18 protein-coding genes are annotated in these 19689 nt (G+C 54.2%); 4 read left to right on the top strand and 14 right to left on the bottom strand.

Going from position 1 to position 19689, the window contains the following annotated elements; genetic code table 11:
• Window positions 1–165: 165 nt before the first annotated feature.
• Window positions 166–1653, bottom strand: coding sequence for a flippase (locus tag CMUST_RS02330; RefSeq protein WP_047261170.1), 1488 nt, complete (start codon window positions 1651–1653; stop codon window positions 166–168).
• 92 nt (window positions 1654–1745) lie between these two features.
• On the opposite strand from CMUST_RS02330, the gene CMUST_RS02325 reads away from it, so the two are divergent.
• Window positions 1746–2300 (top strand): hypothetical protein, encoded by a 555-nt coding sequence (locus CMUST_RS02325; RefSeq protein ID WP_047261169.1) that lies wholly within the window; start codon window positions 1746–1748, stop codon window positions 2298–2300.
• Here CMUST_RS02325 and CMUST_RS02320 read toward each other — a convergent pair.
• Genes CMUST_RS02320 through CMUST_RS02295 form a run of 6 tightly spaced genes read right to left on the bottom strand, consistent with a single transcriptional unit; the run spans window position 2221 to window position 7884 of the window.
• On the bottom strand, window positions 2221–3522 hold the full coding sequence (locus tag CMUST_RS02320; protein ID WP_047261168.1) for an O-antigen ligase family protein: 1302 nt from the start codon (window positions 3520–3522) through the stop codon (window positions 2221–2223). The two genes, CMUST_RS02325 and CMUST_RS02320, sit on opposite strands and share 80 nt — an antisense overlap.
• Window positions 3519–4652, bottom strand: a complete 1134-nt coding sequence (locus tag CMUST_RS02315; protein WP_047261167.1) for a glycosyltransferase family 2 protein — start codon at window positions 4650–4652, stop codon at window positions 3519–3521. The genes CMUST_RS02320 and CMUST_RS02315 overlap by 4 nt, the downstream gene beginning before the upstream one ends.
• Window positions 4649–5824 (bottom strand): GumC domain-containing protein, encoded by a 1176-nt coding sequence (locus CMUST_RS02310; protein ID WP_047261166.1) that lies wholly within the window; start codon window positions 5822–5824, stop codon window positions 4649–4651. Before CMUST_RS02310 ends, CMUST_RS02315 begins: the two co-directional genes overlap by 4 nt.
• Before the next feature lie 2 nt (window positions 5825–5826).
• The gene (locus CMUST_RS02305) at window positions 5827–6708 is read right to left on the bottom strand and encodes a glycosyltransferase family 2 protein (RefSeq protein ID WP_083987677.1); all 882 of its coding nucleotides are present in this window, start codon (window positions 6706–6708) and stop codon (window positions 5827–5829) included.
• Between the two features lie 4 nt (window positions 6709–6712).
• A complete protein-coding gene (locus CMUST_RS02300) occupies window positions 6713–7444 on the bottom strand; it encodes a CDP-alcohol phosphatidyltransferase family protein (RefSeq protein WP_047261164.1) in 732 nt (243 codons plus the stop codon).
• Window positions 7445–7449: 5 nt separating this feature from the next.
• Window positions 7450–7884 (bottom strand): adenylyltransferase/cytidyltransferase family protein, encoded by a 435-nt coding sequence (locus CMUST_RS02295; RefSeq protein ID WP_047261163.1) that lies wholly within the window; start codon window positions 7882–7884, stop codon window positions 7450–7452.
• Between the two features lie 255 nt (window positions 7885–8139).
• On the opposite strand from CMUST_RS02295, the gene CMUST_RS15725 reads away from it, so the two are divergent.
• On the top strand, window positions 8140–9291 hold the full coding sequence (locus CMUST_RS15725) for an HNH endonuclease signature motif containing protein (protein ID WP_052844480.1): 1152 nt from the start codon (window positions 8140–8142) through the stop codon (window positions 9289–9291).
• On the opposite strand, the gene CMUST_RS02285 is transcribed toward CMUST_RS15725, so the two are convergent.
• Window positions 9260–9895 carry a serine/threonine protein phosphatase gene (locus tag CMUST_RS02285; RefSeq protein ID WP_047261162.1) on the bottom strand — a complete coding sequence of 212 codons (636 nt, stop codon included), beginning with the start codon at window positions 9893–9895 and terminating at the stop codon, window positions 9260–9262. The genes CMUST_RS15725 and CMUST_RS02285 overlap by 32 nt on opposite strands.
• Window positions 9896–10286: 391 nt before the next feature.
• On the opposite strand from CMUST_RS02285, the gene CMUST_RS02280 reads away from it, so the two are divergent.
• Window positions 10287–11594, top strand: coding sequence for a hypothetical protein (locus tag CMUST_RS02280; RefSeq protein ID WP_047261161.1), 1308 nt, complete (start codon window positions 10287–10289; stop codon window positions 11592–11594).
• A 12-nt stretch (window positions 11595–11606) separates the two neighbouring features.
• Complete coding sequence (locus tag CMUST_RS15720; protein WP_052844479.1) at window positions 11607–12971, top strand: chymotrypsin family serine protease; 1365 nt, start codon at window positions 11607–11609, stop codon at window positions 12969–12971.
• Here the strand turns inward: CMUST_RS15720 and aldA are convergent.
• Genes aldA through CMUST_RS02245 form a run of 6 tightly spaced genes read right to left on the bottom strand, consistent with a single transcriptional unit; the run spans window position 12968 to window position 19681 of the window.
• Complete coding sequence (aldA, locus tag CMUST_RS02270) at window positions 12968–14404, bottom strand: aldehyde dehydrogenase (protein WP_047261160.1); 1437 nt, start codon at window positions 14402–14404, stop codon at window positions 12968–12970. The two genes, CMUST_RS15720 and aldA, sit on opposite strands and share 4 nt — an antisense overlap.
• Before the next feature lie 14 nt (window positions 14405–14418).
• Complete coding sequence (locus CMUST_RS02265; RefSeq protein ID WP_047261159.1) at window positions 14419–15408, bottom strand: LacI family DNA-binding transcriptional regulator; 990 nt, start codon at window positions 15406–15408, stop codon at window positions 14419–14421.
• 4 nt (window positions 15409–15412) lie between these two features.
• The gene (fucU, locus tag CMUST_RS02260; RefSeq protein ID WP_047261158.1) at window positions 15413–15832 is read right to left on the bottom strand and encodes an L-fucose mutarotase; all 420 of its coding nucleotides are present in this window, start codon (window positions 15830–15832) and stop codon (window positions 15413–15415) included.
• Between the two features lie 20 nt (window positions 15833–15852).
• On the bottom strand, window positions 15853–16506 hold the full coding sequence (locus tag CMUST_RS02255; RefSeq protein WP_047261157.1) for a class II aldolase/adducin family protein: 654 nt from the start codon (window positions 16504–16506) through the stop codon (window positions 15853–15855).
• Window positions 16507–16508: 2 nt separating this feature from the next.
• Complete coding sequence (locus CMUST_RS02250) at window positions 16509–17912, bottom strand: rhamnulokinase (protein ID WP_047261156.1); 1404 nt, start codon at window positions 17910–17912, stop codon at window positions 16509–16511.
• On the bottom strand, window positions 17912–19681 hold the full coding sequence (locus CMUST_RS02245; RefSeq protein ID WP_047261155.1) for an L-fucose isomerase: 1770 nt from the start codon (window positions 19679–19681) through the stop codon (window positions 17912–17914). The genes CMUST_RS02250 and CMUST_RS02245 overlap by 1 nt, the downstream gene beginning before the upstream one ends.
• Window positions 19682–19689 lie beyond the last annotated feature (8 nt).

Here is a 19689-nt window from a genome sequence, read left to right as displayed (position 1 = left end):
TTCATCATTACACAGCTAAAGTTTTAAAAACGAAGTTCCCAAAAACGCTAATTTTCTACTTGCCCCCTCACGTTGAAGTTTTTAAAGTATCTCCGCATGAAAAAGCGGGAAGCTCACATGCTACAGCCGGGGGTAACAAAAAGGTTGATATAGCACCGTTTTTGCTTATCGACGCGACCTAAGCATCTCCACCAACCCATCCAAGTGAACAAAGCTACGGAATACCCGACACGCCGCTAACCACGAAATTCCTCCTACAACGACTGCTACAAAAAGCGCAAGGGCCGATTGACCGAATACCACAACCGCAATTGCCGACGGAATGCCAAAGGCGGCCCCGACAATTAGGAGTGGAATCACAATCTCGGCGAATTGAGCGCGGATATTCAAAAATATCCGCACCTCTACCGCCGCCAGGAGGGCGTCGAAAAGCATGCTCAGCGCCCACACAACCGCCGCGCCAAGAATGCCGTAATGAGGAAGCGCGAACAAATTGCCAACGACGTTAATAGTCAAAACCACAGCCTTATTTATCGCAGCCCAACCGCTACGGCCGCTCATGATAAGAAGCGAATGAATATTTCCAGCCATAAAGGTCAACATCATTCCCACCGCGAGAATACTCAAAACCGCAGCGCCGGAAACGAACTCTGCCCCCAAGAGCCCAAGAAAAACTGGCGAAAAAACCGCCAAAAGCACATATGCTGGCGACGCAATCAGAACCAACCACATCGTGGCTGTCACATACAAATCCCGCACGTCTTCGGTCTTTGATTGATGGAGCAAAGAGGAAAACTTAGGGGAAACCACCACACGCAACGCAGCATCTACCACCAGGCCAGCTTGAATAAACCGTGCAGCGCCACCATAAACGCCCGCTGCTTGGTCACTCACCAGCCAGCCGACCAGCAAAACATCCACCCAAATCAAAGCTTGCTCCAGCCCAGCCGAAACAGTGCGCGGCGCAGCAAATCCCATGATCGTTCGCCACTGACCGCGGCTTGGAATAGCCACTCCACGATTACCCGCCTCCACCCGGCCAAGGTGACGTGAAACTAAAACACCAGCAACAACCACCAATAGTGCAAGTGGCAGCGCCCAGGCAACAGCCACCACCAGCACCGACCCTGTAGCAACCGCCGCAATTGCAACCAGCGGTGGCCGCAGTGCTGGCAGCGCGACATTAGCCACCACAACGTATTCTGTGACAGAGCCCAATGCACGTAAAATTGCCGAGGCGATAAGCAACAACGCCCCCACCGGGACAAAAACCAAAAGCACGCGAACAACATCCGAGACCACGCCAGACCAGAGCAACGGTGCAATAACCTCAAGTAATCCAACCAAAACCAAGCTTGCGCCAAGCGCAGCCAGCACAAAAGCGGTTATAGTCGAACGGATTTTTTCCGGAGAATCCAACTTCAACCGTGGCAACAGATAAATCGCGGTGGAATCAAGACCCAACTTGGCAAACGCAAGCACCACAGCGAACACACCTGTTGCTTGGAAAATTACCCCCGCGCCATCAGCTCCCAACAGTCGAGAAAACACAATTGTCAGGACAAAACCCAGTAATGCACTCGTGGCAGAACCAAGGAAACTAACCATTCCACCGCGTGCTAAATCGCGACGTTGAGTCAAATTATCTTTCATCTCTACCCGATTTCATGTGACGAATATAAAAACAAACAATGGTGGGTGTTAACATGTGCTCAGTTACAACTTAACCTCATGACTGGAGAACCATGAACAAAAAAATGGCGGCGTTAATAGGTATTTTGCTACCTGCGATCTCGGTAGCCGCCTGTGATGATACTGCACCTGCCCCGGAAGCAGAATCGACATCGACCTCGACCCCAACAACCACGACGACGATCGCGGCGCCTGAACCAACCCAACCCGGAGTCCTCGATGCCGAGCTGGCAAACCGCATCCTGCGCAGCACCTGGAGCAGCCTCGCCGACCCCACCGCCGAAATTGACCTTTCGCAAATCCTCACCGAAACAGCCCTCGAGGACATCGAAAACCAACGCCTGGAGTGGGCAACGAATGAGTTCCGACAAGAAGGCAACGCCAACATTGTGGGAACCACAGTCGAGCCTGGTGAAACCCCAGATACAGCTATAGCGCGGGTATGCATCGACTCGACTCGGGTAGAGGTGCTAGATGAAAACGGCAGCACCGTCAACGACGATATCCCCCGAGAAGAACAACGTTCTCTCATGATTGCGGTGTTTTCGCTTGACGACGGCGTCTGGAAGCTGGCTGAACAACAATTCCCGGACGATCCCCGCTGTTAACCGCAGTATCATTGCGCAAAATTAAACCTACTGCCACCATGGTCACCATAATTCCCGTCATCATCCCGTAGTACGTGGTTTCGACAATGGTGGCAGCCAAAACGCCACCCAATACCGCCCCGACCGGATCTATACGGGGTATAGACAACAAAAAGAGCACTATTAAAAAGACCATAAACAGTAGCAGCCCCACAAAACCGTGCGAATACAACACGGTCCACAACTGCCCCTGTGTCCCCATTGACGGCAACCACGGCACCGCTGCGGGTCTAGGTGACCCATAGCCGAATAATGGTGAATCCACCACCGCGTAGAACGTGTTTAAGTACAGTTCCCCACGGTCAGCGGTCGAATTGGTAACTTCAACACGATCAAAAAATGCCTCGGCAGCCGGGGAAAAATACCACACCATCGCCGCAATAGCTCCCGAGACGCTAAAACCAATAACCTGGTAAATCTGGCCGCGTCGAATAGCCTGAATAGCAACCCATACTGCCACCACGCCGAGGCCAATGAACATACCTCGGTTCAACGTGCTCAGCGCTGGGTAGATACTTAATACGACAACCGCGATAATCCACCAGCGCCGCTGCGTGTACCAAGCCAACCACAAGTGCAGCAAAGCTAACGGCAAAACCAAGGAGTAGACGTTACCCCAGGTGTTTGCGTACAAAAATGGCGCCGCAGGACGGACCGCCTGCGGAACCCAGGCGTCTGCTTTCCACTGAGTAGTACGCCGAATGATCATGTCGCCGATCAAATCATTTCGAGCTAGCGCCTCCGGCATGATCCAGGCCATTGGAGTACGAATCGAAAGTTCGGGCAAGGCCAAAGCTAGATAACCGCACACCGTCATCCCTGCCAAAAACCACACCATGGCACCCGTTACCCGCCATACCGTGATATGACGCCTGGCGTTAAAAACGTAGAGAGCAAAAACTGTTGCCGAACCATATAGCAAGAGTCGGTAAATTGCCCCCAGCAGCCGCCCACCGGTATCCGTCATCGGTAGTGACGCAACCACCCACAGTAAAAACAATAGCCACACCAGCATCACGGTGGGAAGCCGAAGTCCACGAACGCCAATCCACGCCGCAACCATGATTACAGCGGCAAAAATCCACACGAAGTCACCAATGCCGAGCACCCACCACAGCGCGTAGGCAGAAAACGGCAATAAAACTGGCCACGCAGGCAGCCGATCGTACGCCGCGGCTTTCACGATCCTAACCACCGTTGCCGCAAGTACAGCGCTGGACCTAGCAGAAATCCGCCTAATTCCAACCAGGTCAATACTTTAGGAACATCACCGTTTTCACCCACGACGCGTGCAGAACCTGGCGCGACCCGGGCTACAACCCGTGGAATCCGCTTTGCTAGGTTAACCAGGGTGCTGGGTTTTCGAAGAACCGATTTTACTAGCAGCGCCGACATGCCAGTTCCGTTACCGTAGATTTGTTTTTTCAACCCCGCCATGTCGCGACGATGGACATGGTGAACCACCACATCAGGCGAGTAGGCAATGCTGTGGCCAGCCGCAAGAAGCTGGGCAAACGCATCAAGGTCTTCCCCACCATTGGTTAAAGTACCGGCACCCAAATTGGTGTCGAAATTAGCTATCACGTCCTTACGAAACGCCATATTCACTCCAGCGCCCACCCGAGCAGTGGTTACCGGATATAGCGGGCCACCTACGACCACCGGTGTTGCTGCGTCCCAGATTATCGGTTCAAGGTGCTTTGGAAATCCACCTCGCGCCTCGAAATAGCGTTGCGACGGGGTTTGAAGCTCCTTCGGAAAAACCGGACCGGTAACCCCAGCTACCGGAAGTGACGCAAAAACATCTGCAATCCCAGCAAGCCATTCTGGATGAGTAATCGCATCATCGTCGGTGAACGCGACGATTTGACCAGTAGCGGCCTGCAATCCCCGATTGCGGGCGTGCGATAACCCCTTACGAGGCTCCGCAACAATCGCTACATCAAGACCCGCTAATAGTCGCTGCGTATCACCAGAATCCGGATCATTGTCAACAACAATAACGTCATAATGACGATGGGTTTGGTTCAAAGCTGCGGTAACAGCGTCGACAAGCAACGGTGTCTTTCCCAATGTCGAAATGATAATACTTGCACTAAGCTCAGCTCCAGCGCCCCCTACCCACTCACGTTGCGGCAGGGCGGCAGGGCAAGCAGTGACCGCACGTTCAGCTATATTATCTGTACCAGATAATTCCACGTAACCTACCGTGTAACCAGAATCTCGCACCACAACGCGAGCACCATCTGCCGAGTCAGTACCAGAGAAAACCGTTAATTTTTTTTTCGGGCGATCAACAATACCGATAATCATGCTTTAATGCCCTTCTTTGCATCAACCACAATGATCCCAATGAGCGAGACGTTAATTGCCTCAATGTCGGTGACGAACTGTTGTAAATCCACCTTGTGCCAGTTCAACGGTACCACCAGCACCGCAGACTGCACGCCAACTAATTCCCGCAACACCTGGGCCCGATTATTATTGACATCAATCATGGTCGCCACTGTTGACTGCGATAACGCCGCAGCGGCAGCCATCGCATCCGATGCGGACCAGTCCACAATGATGGCAAGCGAATCGTCATCGTTCTTCGCATAACGCAACAGTTCAGCTGCCAAATCCCATCGGGTTTTATCACCCACGCTAGCGATTGGCCGCCACACGGGAGCATCTAACAATTCCTCAAGATCCTCCGGCTCCAACGGACGCCGCGCGGCGACATGACGGACCAACGCCAAAACGATACCTAAAAACATGCCGCTAAGCAGGCCAAGCGCCAAAATTTTGCTTTTCGACGGATTCGTATCCACCACATTCTCTTTGGCCGGGGTAATAACCTGGCCGGACTCAACCGAAACATCATTCCATGTGGTCCGACGCTGCTGTAACGCCTGAATAGCTAACCGCACGGTGTCAATCCGAACCGTAACCGAGGTGTTATAGCCGTCCTGGGCCTGCAGCAGCCGCTCCAGTTCCAGCTCACTTTCTTTGATCTGGCGGTCAATCGATTTCACCACGCTTTCAATGCGATCAATAACCAACGACGAGCGTACATCCAAATACGCCCGCGCCAACTGATCCGCACCTTCAACCGCGCGTTGCTGATCAGTATCCGTATAAGCGACCCGAAGCACCGTGCCATCAGGATCACCAGTAACCGAAATGCCTTCCATCAGCATTTCGCTGGTCCAACCATCCCCCAGATAAGCTGCCGCCAATTGGGCTGTACTAGACGACGCCGCCAGCTGCCGCTCCGTCGAAAGATCAACCAGGCTGGAAGCTGAACGGCCTTCCGTTACCGGCTCCGAACTCACCGCCGTAATGTTAACCTCAGCAGTTCCCGTATAGGTCGTTGGTACCACCAGCAGATAACCAACCGCAATGACCAGCCCCACAACGGTACCGACCAGGACCCACAAACCCCGCTTCAATACGATACGAAGCAGCGCAGCAAAACCAATAGAGCCATGTTCCTGATTCATAATTATCCCTGATGCTTTGAATAAGAAGTATTAAAAGATTGTGCCCAAGCCAAGCGTTCGGCTAGTCTACGCCGCAACAAATACCGATGACCACGTGGCGCCGCCGCAATCTGGGCGTCGACAAGCGAAGCGAATTCTGCCAACCTAGCATCGCGCTCGGCAGCAGGCAGCTGCGCCAACGCGACGATGCGCCGCAACCGAACCCCACACAGGCGCTCGCTAAGATCCGCAAACGCCTCGGCCTGCACCGGATCATTCCACGAAGCCACACGCCACTGTGACGAAGCTGTCACCTGATTAGGATGCAACCTATACAATAAACCCCACATCGCCAACCGACGCAGCCGATTACCCGCTGCCGCTAACCGCAACCACAAATCGTAATCTTCAGCAGGCACCTGTCGGTATCCGTCAATAACTTCGCGTCGCGCAATCATCGACGGATGTGAAACCGGGTTCGTTAATAGCAGATGCAACGGAAAAACCTCAGGCGGAATACCAACTGGAGGTAAGGGCTGCACCCGCCGACGTCGAAAATTAATAACCTGCGAAAATAACACATCGATATTCTTTTCAATTGCAGGCAATGCAAGGCGAAACCGCCACGGCAGACTCACATCATCTGCGTCCATCCGCGCAACCAGTCGACAATCAGCCTCCGACAACATCGAATTCAACGCCAACCCCAACCCACCAGAAGCAGGTCGCGACTCAACCCGCAACCGGGAATCTCCCCGGCCAGCCGCCACAGCTATAGCAGCAGTGTCATCCGTAGAACCATCATCCAGCACAAAAAGCTGAGAATCCTGCGGCAACGCACGTAACGTAGACGAAACAGCAGAAAAAATCGTGTCAGCAGCATTACGTGCCGGCAGCAGTACCATCACATCAGGCACCGTCCACCGCCAGCAAATCTCTAAACCTACGCCGCAGTGACATTGCCGAATGCGCCACCGCCACCACCGCTAATATCGCATAACCAACAGCGAACGCTGGCGCTACCCCCCACAAAACAAAAGACCAGCACAACGAGCCAGGATCAGTCGGCAACAAAACCCACGAACGCAGATTACCGCCCCGAGACTGCGCACGGCCCGCGCCACGCACAAACGCTTCAGCCAGAATCTGGCTCAAAAACTGACCACTCGTAACCAACGAATACACCAAGGCAACAGCAGCAAGCCAAATCCAGTCCGGCCGATACGCATACACCGCAACTGCAACTGACAGATGAATCGCGGGCGATCGAAAAGCATCCACCACATGGTCGATCCACTCACCCGTCTTAGACGACACCTGCGACACCCGAGCCAATTGCCCATCAGCGGAATCAAATAAATAGCCAGCCGCCAGCAACGCTGCCGCAACACACCCCACCCAAACCGCAGGAGGGAAAGCCAATAACACAACCATCCCCGCAACCGACAGCGCTGCAGACATGGCCGTAACCATATTAGGAGTCCAGCCAGACGCGAAACCGATCGCAGCAACAAACCGGGCACCACGACGGTTAACCCAGCGAGTATAGGCAGGAACCCCCTGCGCCGGTTTCTGCGCAGAGTCCAACGACTGCCTGGCCCACCGATAGCGCGCAACCCAATCAAAATCATTCAAAGACATAACAATTACCGAGTTAAGAATTCCCGCAAAATCGTAGAAGAAGTAGACGGAGTATAAGGCAAATACACAACCCGGGCACCAACCTCCGCCAGCTCAGCCTCCAGCCGATAGCCCTTGGGCGTATCCTTCCAATCATCACCTTTAAACAAAACATCAAAAGGGTGGCGCTTCCAAGCTACTCGCTTATCCTGATCAGTATCAGTAACTACGTCATCCACAAACCGCAGACTCGCGATTAATTCCATGCGCTCCGCATGCGGAATCACCGGCGACCGGCCTTTCATCCGCAATAGTGACTCATCGGTAGCCACCCCAACCACCAACCGAGTACACCGCTGCCGAGCCGCACGCAAAATATTCAAATGTCCAATATGGAGCATGTCAAAACCACCAGGAACATACCCAACAACTTCTTCAGTTTTGTCCGAAATCTGTGACACCTTCTGCAACTTTCCAAAAAGAACCCAAACAGAGTATGTAAATATCTTATCATGCACCAATTTTTATTTGATGACCCAAAAGTGCTACACCTGTGGAAAACGTGCACCACCACCCTGCTGCCAAGACTATAAACCGGTACAATGGTATACCCACCGAATGAAAAAACACCGTAAAAAAGCGCGCCAGCAAAAAAGCTATCCACAGGTTGCCGTCAAACCTTGCAGCGTCGAAAAGCAGACATAAAAGTAGAAGGCATGAACCTCACGGATTACCTTAACGCCCGCGCCCAATCCGGCATCCAGCTACTCCGTGACATTCACCTAAAACTAACAACCACAACCATCGAACAATTCGCCGCCGACTACGGCTACCGGCTAGCCGAAGTCAAACAACTCCAACGCGCCTGGGACACCTTCAGCCACCCAGATATTCAAAAAGCCGCCAACGACGCCAACCTCTCACTAACCACGCTGAAAGACATCGCCACCATCGCATGGCCACTACGGCGAACCAAAAATAAAAACGAACACCTTCGACAGCTGTGCACACTAGCCGCCGGCAAAACCGCCGACAACGCCAAAAACGTAGCAACCCGCTACATGCGCGAACTAACAGAAAACACCTCCCGCAACGCACCCGACTCCGCTCGCTGCCACCGCGCGGTAGGCCGCGACGGCAAGCGGCGGCTGGTTGCCTGCTTCAGCGAACATACCGCAGCCCGCATCGACACCATTCTCGACGCAGCCGCCCGGAAACTCATAAAGAAAACCCCCAAACTCGCCTACGACCACGCCTACGCAAAAGCCCTCCACAACGCAATCATCGGCAACCAACACACACCTGAGCGATTTAGCCCCATGTTCATGATCGCCACGGACCTGCGATTCCACGCCGACGGCACCATCGCAACCACCGACGGAGCACTAGTAAACCTCAAAGATGTCATCGACACCGAACTCGCCCCCACCGGATGGGCCGCAGTTATAGCCACCAACGACAACAACCAACCCGTCGTGGCAACCCTGGCACAAACCCGCATCACCGACCGCTTCGCCGGAGCCGACATTCGACTCAAAGCAATCATCGAAACCCTCGTATGCGCCTGGCCCGGCTGCGACACCCCCGCTATCCAATGCCAAGCCCACCACATCCACCCCTACCACCTAGGAGGACCAACCACACAAGACAACATCACCCCACTATGCCGCCGACACAACGGCCTCAACGACGACAATCCTCAGAAACCACCCAAAAATGGTCGAATTGAACGGCACCCAGAAACCGGAAAAGTCGGACTACGCCGAAAACCAACAGCGCGGTTGGAGTACAACGAACACCCTGTAACCAAGAAAAGTGCAGCAGCATACGCACGATTCATTTACGACGCGGATGATGGTGGAACTTAATAATCTGCTCCAACTCCGGCTTAGCAATCGGGGCTGAATTCGGGCATGCCTCGACGCAAACACACACCTGCAACGAACCGAGCTTTGACCATGAAAGCTGCTCGGCACTATGCGTGTGCCCATGGATAACCGGCTGCCCTAAATCACGCAGCCGGAACTGTTCAACCCGATCGGAGTCATGATGGTCACCGTCATACGGAAAATGACTCAACATTACTGTGGTACCAGCCATCCGCGCGGTGGCAGCGATCTGCACAGAATCATAGGTTTGCAGATAACGGGGCAGCTGCTTATAGCTTTTCGACGACAACGGGTGGGCGCTGTCATGATTTCCCAAAATTCCATGCAACTCCAGGTACGAATTCTTCCGGTTAGCCATGTCTTCCCGAAACTTATGCAACGTTGCTAGAGCCGCATCCTGCGCTTCGGGCGGGCCGCAGTAATTATCACCCAGAATCCACAACCGGATTTCTGCATTCGCAGGCAGCGCCTCAAGCCATGCGTTATAGAGAAACCTGTCGTGGGCTTTGGGATCGTCGAAACCCCGCAATCGGGACACCAATTGATGCCCGAAATGCGGGTCGGAAATATAAAAGTCGTGCATATATAAAACTCCTATCAATACATTGGGGTAAGGCACGTTTTTATGAAAGTGCTCATCTAAGTTTGACAACCGATTTGATTAGAAATACTAGTCAGACCACTACCACCACGTTGGTGATTCATACGGTCAGCGGCCGCCTCGACGATTTTGGCCCCTATTTGGAGGCAATTTTGAACTACCCCGAGCAAAGTTTACTTTCTTCCCGGGTAATCCTACCGGCTGTATCAATGTATGCGGGCGGCATGGCGATATGTGGAGAAGGTTGTTGGTAAGTACCGTTCACGCGACGCTGGTTGCTGTTACACCTTACCCACTGCCCCAAATTAATAAATCACTTAGAAAATAGTAAAGTAGCTACCGTCATTTTCTTATACTACGAGGGGTCCATGAAATGCGAGCATCACTTACATCCGGGCTACTACTGGCATTATCTGCGGCCAGCCTTAATCATCCAGCTGCTGCTGATTCACCTTTAAACCAGGGTGACACAGTTTCAGTAGGGGATCGTCAATGCGTCATTAGCTATATAGATCCGGCCGATGGTCGAGTGTTCACAGATCCCCATTGTGCCCCTTCTGGAGTCATCTCCGTGGAACGACCACGGCTGGGCACTAATGTTTTTTCCGGTGATCGGGTTCATTTGCCTAAAGCACTGGATCCGGTTTGTGTGGTTAACAGTAATGCACAGATCACGTGCACTAGCATCCTCGCGGTTAATAGTTCAGCATTCGTTACCGCACCATTAGATGTGTCTCCCGGCGCGCCAGCGTGGGTGCCAGGAAAAGGATTCATTGGCTTTGCGACTAGCGACCCGGATCGTTCTCGATCTGTTTTTATACGGGAAAACCTTGGTGGGTCAGTGTCTGCGACAGTGGCGATTCCGGTTGTGTCGTCGGAAAGCGTGGCGCGGGCTGACGTGCGGGAGGGACAGTTACCCGCGGATTTTGGGGCGAATGCTTTGGGCACTGCTGGTTATGCGGCGCAGGAGCATGAGTTGACAATGCGGTTGGCACAGCTCGAGAGCGACATAAAAGAGGCCAACCGGGAACGGGGTCGGGCGATAACGGTCGCGCGTCGAATTGAGTCTACCTTGCCGTATTTCCAGACTGAGGTGGAAAAACGCGAGAGATTGGTGGCGGCGTTGACGGTTGAGGCGGACCGTCTGCGGGGAATTCTGTCTGATCAAGACGAGAGGCGGGTGGAGTTGGCTAACCGGCTCGCGGCCATTGAGGGGTTGTCGGCAGAGATGCAGGAGTATTTGGAGAAAAGCCATCAGTTGCGGTTGGCGCAGGAGCAGCTTCTGGTTTCGCCTTCTCCGGAGGTAGTGGCCCGTGCTGTTTCCTTGAGTGATCGGCTGGTTGAGCTGCATGCGCGGCTGCACGATCATGTGTCTGAAGTTGATCAGTTGAGCAGGTCGCAAGCAGAGGTGGCCCAGTTGGTTTCGGAGCACTCAACTTTGACCAAACAGTTATCGGATGCGACGGCGGTGTTGGTGCGGTTGCAGCAGCAGCGGCAGGTGGCTGAATCGTTGTCGGCTGAAGTTGAGCAGTTGGTGCGTACGCGTGATCAATTGTTGGAGTCTAATCGTCGACAAGCGGAGCGGTTCGGTCAGTCGAAGCCGCATTCGGTGTCAACGAATTTTGCTAATTTTTTGTGGCTTTTGGTGCCGTTTCTTGCTTTGTTGTTGGTGTGGTTTTAGAAGGAGTCTGTGATGCGGTTTGTGGTTGCGCTAATTGTGGCGTTGAGTGTGGTGCGTGCCCCGTATGCGTTAGCGGTTAACCCCATCAATCAGGGGGATCCGATTTTTCTGGGTAATAGTTTATGCACTGCTGGTTTTATTGATCGGGAGAACAATCGAATTTGGACGGCGGGTCACTGTCATGTGCATGGTGCGACCGTCACTAACCGGTGGCGCCAGAAAGTTGGGACTTTGGTGTACCGGTGGAGCGATGTGCAAAGCAATCTGAATAAGGGGCTTACTGGTGCGGAATTGAATGAGGCCATTTTCCGATTTTTCCCCTATGACTTAGCGTATGTGGAGTTGAGTGATCCTTCGGCTGCGGGGCACAATGTGTTTTCTGGCGACCGGGTTTATCGGCCTGAGGTTGGGGATACAATGTGCCGTTGGGGTGTAACGACGAAGCGCATTACTTGCGGGCCGGTGTTAAAGACGGATAGTCAGCTGATCTATGGTGGCGATTTGGCTTCTAAACCTGGTGATTCTGGTGGTCCGACGTGGGTTCCGGGTAAAGGCTACATTGGTCAAACGTTGGGTATTCGTTCCGCTAAGCTTCACGACGGCACCGTGGCTTCCAGTGCTCTCGTACACCGGCATGATGTGGCGTTGAAGCTGGAAAAGACTGGTGTTACTCCTGATTTCCCGGAGATTGATGACATCTTGGCTAATCCACCAGAGTATTATTCCGATAAGCTTGAGACATTCGGGGCGCAACTGCCTACTTCGGCGGAGATGTCGCAGCTGTTGAAGGAACATGAGGTCAAGGAGCAAAAGCTCACGGAGCAACTGGACCAGTCAACCGCGACTCTTTCCAAGGCCAATGAGCGTCGTGAGCGCGCCGCAGCCGAGTTGGAAAAGGCCCAGGCTGATGCGGTTCGGTTGGCAGGTGATGAGGGGAACTTGCGCACCGAGATTTCCGGGTTGAACAGTAAGATTTCTGATTCGTACAACGAGTTGGTTCGGCTTAATGACGAATTAGCGAAGAACAACAAGCCTCAAGAATCTGGGCAGATTTTCGATAGCCATCAACGCGAATACGACGAGACGGTGTTGCGCAGTCGTAGCCGCAATTCCGAGCTCAAGGCAGCGATTGAGAAACAGCAGGAAGAACTGCAGAAACTGAGCGCAGAGCTTGGCGATATTGATGGGTTGCATGATGCCATTGCCCGATTGCAGCGCGAAATCGCCGAAGCTCGCGAAATTGAGGCGCAGCAGACGCAGCGCCTCAAGGAGTTGGAATCCGCATCACCACCGCTGGGCATTGGAAAGATTTTTGCCATTATTGTGGCAATCATCGCGGCTATTGGTGGCGCGGTGGCGATGTTCTTCCGTCGTTAGTTGTGTGTTTGGATGTAAGTTACGTGTGTTTCGACGTATTCCATCAGGCCGTGTTTTCCATCGGCGCCGCCGATACCGGAATTGCGGCGGCCTGCATGGAAGCCTTGCATCGCTTCGAAGTTTTCGCGGTTGATGTAGGTTTCGCCGTACTGCAATTCGTTCGAGGCCTTCAAGGCTTTGTTGATGTCATTGGTAAACACGGAGCTGGTGAGACCGTATTCCGAAGCATTTGCGATGGCAATGGCTTCGTCTAGGTCTTTGACCTTTACCACTGGCAGCACCGGACCGAAGATTTCTTCCTTCGCAATAGCCATGTCGCTTGTGGCACCGGATAGTACAGTTGGCTGGTAGAAGTTACCCGCGCCTTTATCTGCCGCGCGGCTACCGCCGGTTTCGATGGTGCAGCCGGCATCCACTGCGGCGGCGATCATTTCATCGAGCTTATCCATGGCTTCGGGGTTGATCAGCGGCCCCATATCAAGATCGCCTGTTTCCGACGGATTGCCGTAGCGAGTATCCGCCATCTTGGCAATCAGTTTTTCCATTAGTTCATCGTGGACAGATTCTTCCACCAGGACGACTTCCGCACAGTTACACACTTGCCCGGTGTTGATTACCCGTGAATTCCAAATGGCGGTGGCGGCGAGTTCTACGTCGGCGTCGGCAAGCACGATGGCGGGTGCCTTGCCACCTAGTTCCAGATTTACTCGAGTGAGGTTTTTCCCAGCTGCTTCCATGATGCGGCGGCCTACTTCCACGGATCCGGTCATGGAGATCAAGTCAATATCAGGGTGGGTGGTCATCGCTTCACCGACGACGGAGCCTCGACCGCCCACCATGTTGAATACGCCTTTTGGCAGGCCGACTTCTTCAATGATCGAGCAGAATTCGAAGGCGTTGATGGGGGTTTCTTCGCTCGGTTTAATCACGATGGTATTGCCGGTAAGTAGGGCGGGTGCCATTTTGCGTGCGATGAGGAAAAACGGGAAGTTCCACGGCAAAATTCCGCCTACGACGCCGATCGGCTGGTAGGTGAGCATGATGGTTTCACCAGGCCGGTCAGAAGGGATCACTTCGCCTTCGATGCGACGAGCAAAGCCTGCCATGTAGTCGAGGTAGTCGGCGGTGAAATTAACCTCCACTTCCGCCAACCCTCGGACCTTTCCTTGCTCTTCCACCAAATAACCTGCGAACCTGTCGACGTTTTCCCGCAGCTTTGCGGCAATCGCCACCAGGTATTCTGCCCGTTGGGTATTGGTCAGTTTGGCCCATTCTTTCTGTGCGGCGCGGGCTGCTTTAACTGCGGCATCGACGGCGGCTGCATCAGATGCAGGTGCCTCAGCTAACGCTTCACCGGTGGCTGGGTTGGTGACAGTTTGGGTTGCAACTGCGTCCACGAAAACTCCGTCGATATAGTTTTGGTAGGTTTTCATTGGTTCTCCTTTATTTATTTGCTGGTTGATTCTCGTGTCACGAGATCGGGGGTAAGAATTGTGCGGCTCGGCTGGTTTCCTTCGAGGATTCCGGTAAGTGCGGTCAATGCTGCGGTTCCAAGTGCTGTGAAATCTTGGGTCACGGTAGTCAGGCTCGGGTAGCTCCATTCGCACATGGGGGAATTATCGAATCCGGTGACTAGTACCTGATCTGGCACGGCAATGTCGTGTTCATGTAGTGCTCTAAGTACACCGAAAGCAATATTGTCGTTACAGGCAACAATCGCGTCCGGTGTTCCAGCAGCAATAATCGCATTGGCTGCGTGGTATCCAGCATGTGCGGACCAACCGCCACCTTGGACGATGCGACCTAAAACCCCCTGCTCCCGACAATGGTTCTCAAAAACAGTGGCGCGGATTACCGCATCGTCCCAGCTCATATCGCCTGCGATGTGAACAAGACTGGTAGCACCCTGCGATATCAGGTGGTCGATCAACAGCCGAATCCCGGTCTCTTGATCAACAGAGACCACCGCGGTGTGCGCGGTGGCAGGTTGTCCTGCGAGAACAAGACAAATAGGTAGTTGGGGCGCGTGTTTGGCCAAAGCGGATAGCACGTCGGCAGATCTGGCTAAGACGACGCATCCTGCTACCCGTTGATCGACCAGTTGCCCAAGTGCAATGCCGTAGCGGCTGGGTTCGGCTGCGGTGGCGACGCACAGGTAATATCCTTGTTCCCGTGCCGCATGTTCAACGGCGCGAAATGCACTTGACATGCCGTAATCTACATCCCCGGTCAATAAAACTCCCAGGCCGCTGCTTTGTCCAGCTGCCAAGCTGCGTGCGGCAAGGTTGGGTCGGTATCCGAGGGTTTCAATGGCGTGAGTTACTTTCTGGCGGGTGGCATCACTTACCGCGGCGGAGCCATTAACCACCCTGGAAACGGTTTGCAACGATACTCCTGCCAGTTCAGCAACATCTGCCATTAATACCCGGTTGGACATTGGTTTACACAACCCCTTTTTTCAGAATTATATTCCCATACAGTGCTGTTTCTCCGGTCATGACCACCAGTGCAGCAGACCGGGCTTGGTCGTAGAAAGCAAAGCGTTCTACTTCTTCGCCGACTGCTTCTTCGTCATGCTGCGCAACAATCGTGCGGTATGTAGACCAGATCGGTGGGGTTGGGTCGTCCCCAACGGTAGCCATGAGGAAATACTGGCTGGGATTATAGTGGTCTAGCGGCATGAGGGTGCACACGGCGTCGAGAAGCTCCGGCACCTTAATGCCATCGGCGCGAATGACGGGCACGCCTAGGCTGTGTCCTGGGAAATTGGCGTCGGCAAGAACGATTTCATCGCCGTGTCCCATTTCCATGAGTTTTTTCACCAGATCGGGGCTTAAGACTGGTGGAATATGCTTGAGCATGTGTATCACCTCTTCAGTAGTTAGCAAATACCGTATTGGGCACGCATTCCGATGAGTTTTTCCACCTCGTCGTCAGGTAATTGCCGATCCACCCCAAGCTGGCGGGTGAGGAAGGTCAGCTTACAGGTAAATTCTAGGCGTTCCATTGCCTGGTAGGCAGAAAGTAGGCTATCCCCCCAGGCTAGAGCACCGTGCATTTCCATAAGGCAGGCGGAGTGAGTGTGTGTGAACGGCGCAATCGATTCGGCGAGTTCATAGGTGGATGGAGTGGCGTAAGGGGCCACTGGGATTTCCGGCATGGCAATGATGTTTTCTGGCATCATTTTGGAAATGATCGGCTCACCCGCGATGGCAAACGCCGTACCATATGGCGGGTGGGCGTGCACCACTGACCGCACTTTTTCGCTCTCCTGGTACAGCCGCAGGTGCACCTTAACTTCGGAGGACGGTTTGTACGGCGCGTTTGCGGCTAATACCTCGCCGTCGATACTGACTTTGCAGATTTTCTCCGGCGTGAGGCTGCCTTTACTCACTCCGGTTGGGGTACACAAAACATCCCCATTGGGTAGCCGAACGGAAATATTCCCGTCGTTAGCGGCAACCATTCCGGTTAGCCATACTTTGTAGCCGATGTCGCAAATTTCCTGCCGGAGATCTTTTTCGATCTGGTCCATGATTAGTCTTCCTTTCGCGAAGGCAGATAGGTGATGGTATCCACGTGGCGCACAAGCGCTGCGCGTTCGATGCCTTGAATTTCCAATTGGGCAATCGCCGAGCCGGTGGCGGTGCCTTCCGCAGGGCCAGCTATGACTGGGATGCCGCATTCGTCTGCAGTGAGCTGGCATAACAAGGCGTTGTGCACTCCGCCGCCGATCATCCGCAGGCTGTCGAAGGTGGTTCCGGTTACTTCTTCGAGGTGTCGCACCGTCGCCGCGTGGGTGCGGGCTAAGGAGGCAGTCACAACCCGCACGATCACGGCCTCACTGTCATGCTTTTCGACGCCTGATGCCGCCAACCGCTCCGATATAATCGCTGGATAGTCTCCAGGTGCGGCAAACACCGGATCATTGGTGTCAATGTACACACCCGGATCAGGACAATCGGCAGCTTCTGTGGCCAGCAGCGCAATGTCGCTTGGTCTACCTTGCTCGGCAAATACCCGGCAGCACTGTTGCAGAATCCATAGCCCAGTGAGGTTGCGCAGTAACCGGATCTTGCCGTCGGTGCAGACCTCGTTGCTTAACCCGGCGCGGTAGGCTGTGTCGTTAAGCACAGGTGTATCCCGCACACACCCGACGAGCGACCACGAGCCGCAGGATAAAAACCCCTGAGTCTCGGAAAGCCCCAGCCCATGTACCGCGCAGGCAGTGTCGTGCCCACCAGCACGCACCACCGTGAAATTCTCCAAACCGGTGACTGTGACCGACCCGATGTCGGTCATTTCCGTATTGAGTGGACCTACGAGCGTGCAAGGAATCGCATACGCGTCAAATACGTCCTCAGCCCAGTTGGCACTGCCGGGCTGAGTGAGCGCGGTTGTTGAGGCAATGGTGGGTGACCACCCCATGCTCCCCGTAAGACAGAACGCTACATAGTCAGGCAGTAGTAGCATTTTATCTGCGGTTGCCGGGATTTCTGAGGTGGCCTGCTGCGCAAACAATTGGCGTGCAGTGGTTATGGTTTCCGGTTGCACACCAGTGAGGGCAAAGTGTTGCGCAGGCTCTAATGCGGTTTCTGCCGCGGCTTGAGTAGCGTGGGTGCGTCCGTCTCGGTAACAGACAACCGGTGCAGTGCGGTTACCTTCGGTATCGACAAGCACATAGTCAACACCCCAGGTATCGATAGCGACGGTAGCTGGCAGACCACCGATCGCTTCCTTAGCGTAATATAACCCGGTTATGGTTTCGGATACCAGGTGGTCGATGTCCCACACCAGATGATTGCCATCAGATTGGGCATGATGGGCAAACCTGTGAACTTCTGTCATGTCGAGGGTGTCTCCCCCGGCCGAGCTGGCGACAACGACTCGGCCGGAGGATGATCCTAGGTCGACAACTACGGCGTAGCTGAGCGTATTCATCAGCCGTAGAGGGGGCCGTAGTTTGCGCAGGCGCGGAAGTCAGCGGATTCGGCGTCCTGGGTGCCGTGCAATCCCCAGGCACGGGGCCGGAAAATCCGGTCGGCTTCGACATTGTGCATGTTCACCGGAATGCGAAGCATAGCGGCAAGAGTGATCAGTTCGTGGCCGAAATGCCCATACCCGATGGCGCCGTGGTTAGCTCCCCAATTATCCATCACCGAATAAACACTGGTGAAGGCCCCTTCACCCGTCAACCTAGGCGCAAAGAAGGTGGTGGGCCAGGTAGGGTCGGTACGATCAACGATGGCGGCAGTGGCGGCGTCGTCAAGCAAAACTGTGGTGCCTTCCACGATCTGCAACACCGGGCCTTGCCCCTTGACCAGATTCAACCGCGCCATGGTCACCGGCATACCGCCCGGGGTGGTGAAGTGAGTAGAAAACCCGCCGCCCCGGAAATACTCATGGGTAGCAGCATGGAAGGTAGTGGCCTCCAAACATGCCGTGATATCCGCATCAGTCATCTCCCACCACGGCTTGATGGTCGGGTTGCCCTCCGCATCGGTCGCCCCACCTGAGGCATCAAGCGACGTAGAACCGGAGTTGCGCAGATCCAAGAATCCCTGTGCCGCCAAGCCTTCCGGTTTAGTTCCGGTGACTCGTTCTATAGCCTCCGGTGACCAGTAGGTACGCACATCACTAAAGAGCTGGGTGCGGTTGGTAAGCAAGTGATTAAACAGCATGCTTATACCGTTGAGTACATCGTTTTCGGTGGCAAACGTCAGCGGCTGCCGCCTGCCATTCCAATCGAAGCTGGTGTTGAGAATGGTCTCCATGAAGTCGCCGTTAGGCAGGTGATCCGTCCACTGGCGTTGCCCCTGGAAACCTGCGCAGATAGCGTTATGGCCAGCGGCTTCCTCAACGAAACCTAACTCGGCAAGACGTGGGTTACCTACCATGAGGTCCTTGGCAATCAATGCCATCTTGGTCACGTAATCCCATTGCTTTTCCCGCTCTTCGTCGGAAATTTGGTTGTGCTCTGGATTGTGGTCTTCGCCTTCAGTAATCCGCTCTCGCACCCACGCGCGAGCCTTATCGTATTCCTCACTATCGAATACCTCCCGGTCAATCCGCCGCACAAGCTCGGTCATGTCCACACTTTCGGTACCCATGCCCAGGTAATCCTGCAGCATATGCCGGTCAATAACCGAACCTGCGATACCCATGCAGGCGGAACCAATCTGCAAGTAATTACGCCCCTTCATGGTTCCAACCGCGATGCCGCAGCGAGCAAACCGTAAAATCCGCTCTGCAACTTCCGCAGGGATAGTTTCATCGTCAGCGTCTTGGACATGCTCACCATAGATGCCGAACGCGGGAACCCCAAACTGGGCGTAGGCAGCTAGGTTAGCGGCAAGCGTCACCGCGCCGGGCCGTTCGGTGCCGTTAAATCCCCAGATAGCGTGTGGGTAATTGGGGTTTAAGTCCATCACCTCGGTGACGTAGCACCAAGATGGGGTGACGGTGAGCTCGGCGGCGATGGGGAGTTTTGCGAATTTTTCGGCGCACTGGGCAGCCTCCCCGGCCCGGCCGATGGTGCTATCGGCAATGACGCAGGTTACTGGGCTGCCATCTGCGTGACGCAGATTGTCTTCGATGAGTTTGGCGGCTGCCGTGGCCATTGCCATGGTTTTTTCTTCCAAGGATTCACGTACTCCTTGGCGTCGGCCGTCGATGATGGGGCGGATTCCGATGACTGGATGTTGTGTCATTGTTCTTC

The sequence above is a fragment of the Corynebacterium mustelae genome, from assembly GCF_001020985.1.
Taxonomy (GTDB): domain Bacteria; phylum Actinomycetota; class Actinomycetes; order Mycobacteriales; family Mycobacteriaceae; genus Corynebacterium; species Corynebacterium mustelae.
Note: the sequence above shows the minus strand (reverse complement) of the source record. Positions and strands in the feature narration are given on the sequence as shown.

What these genes read in the sequence shown, in the direction of transcription:
- fucU (WP_047261158.1), bottom strand. Translation starts at nt 15,832, where the DNA reads ATGCTCAAGCATATTCCACCAGTCTTAAGCCCCGATCTGGTGAAAAAA.
- CMUST_RS02265 (WP_047261159.1), bottom strand. Translation starts at nt 15,408, where the DNA reads ATGTCCAACCGGGTATTAATGGCAGATGTTGCTGAACTGGCAGGAGTA.
- CMUST_RS02315 (WP_047261167.1), bottom strand. Translation starts at nt 4,652, where the DNA reads ATGATTATCGGTATTGTTGATCGCCCGAAAAAAAAATTAACGGTTTTC.
- CMUST_RS02285 (WP_047261162.1), bottom strand. Translation starts at nt 9,895, where the DNA reads ATGCACGACTTTTATATTTCCGACCCGCATTTCGGGCATCAATTGGTG.
- CMUST_RS15725 (WP_052844480.1), top strand. Translation starts at nt 8,140, where the DNA reads ATGAACCTCACGGATTACCTTAACGCCCGCGCCCAATCCGGCATCCAG.
- CMUST_RS02325 (WP_047261169.1), top strand. Translation starts at nt 1,746, where the DNA reads ATGAACAAAAAAATGGCGGCGTTAATAGGTATTTTGCTACCTGCGATC.
- CMUST_RS02255 (WP_047261157.1), bottom strand. Translation starts at nt 16,506, where the DNA reads ATGGACCAGATCGAAAAAGATCTCCGGCAGGAAATTTGCGACATCGGC.
- CMUST_RS02330 (WP_047261170.1), bottom strand. Translation starts at nt 1,653, where the DNA reads ATGAAAGATAATTTGACTCAACGTCGCGATTTAGCACGCGGTGGAATG.
- CMUST_RS02280 (WP_047261161.1), top strand. Translation starts at nt 10,287, where the DNA reads ATGCGAGCATCACTTACATCCGGGCTACTACTGGCATTATCTGCGGCC.
- aldA (WP_047261160.1), bottom strand. Translation starts at nt 14,404, where the DNA reads ATGAAAACCTACCAAAACTATATCGACGGAGTTTTCGTGGACGCAGTT.
- CMUST_RS02250 (WP_047261156.1), bottom strand. Translation starts at nt 17,912, where the DNA reads ATGAATACGCTCAGCTACGCCGTAGTTGTCGACCTAGGATCATCCTCC.
- CMUST_RS02310 (WP_047261166.1), bottom strand. Translation starts at nt 5,824, where the DNA reads ATGAATCAGGAACATGGCTCTATTGGTTTTGCTGCGCTGCTTCGTATC.
- CMUST_RS02300 (WP_047261164.1), bottom strand. Translation starts at nt 7,444, where the DNA reads ATGTCTTTGAATGATTTTGATTGGGTTGCGCGCTATCGGTGGGCCAGG.
- CMUST_RS15720 (WP_052844479.1), top strand. Translation starts at nt 11,607, where the DNA reads ATGCGGTTTGTGGTTGCGCTAATTGTGGCGTTGAGTGTGGTGCGTGCC.
- CMUST_RS02245 (WP_047261155.1), bottom strand. Translation starts at nt 19,681, where the DNA reads ATGACACAACATCCAGTCATCGGAATCCGCCCCATCATCGACGGCCGA.
- CMUST_RS02305 (WP_083987677.1), bottom strand. Translation starts at nt 6,708, where the DNA reads ATGGTACTGCTGCCGGCACGTAATGCTGCTGACACGATTTTTTCTGCT.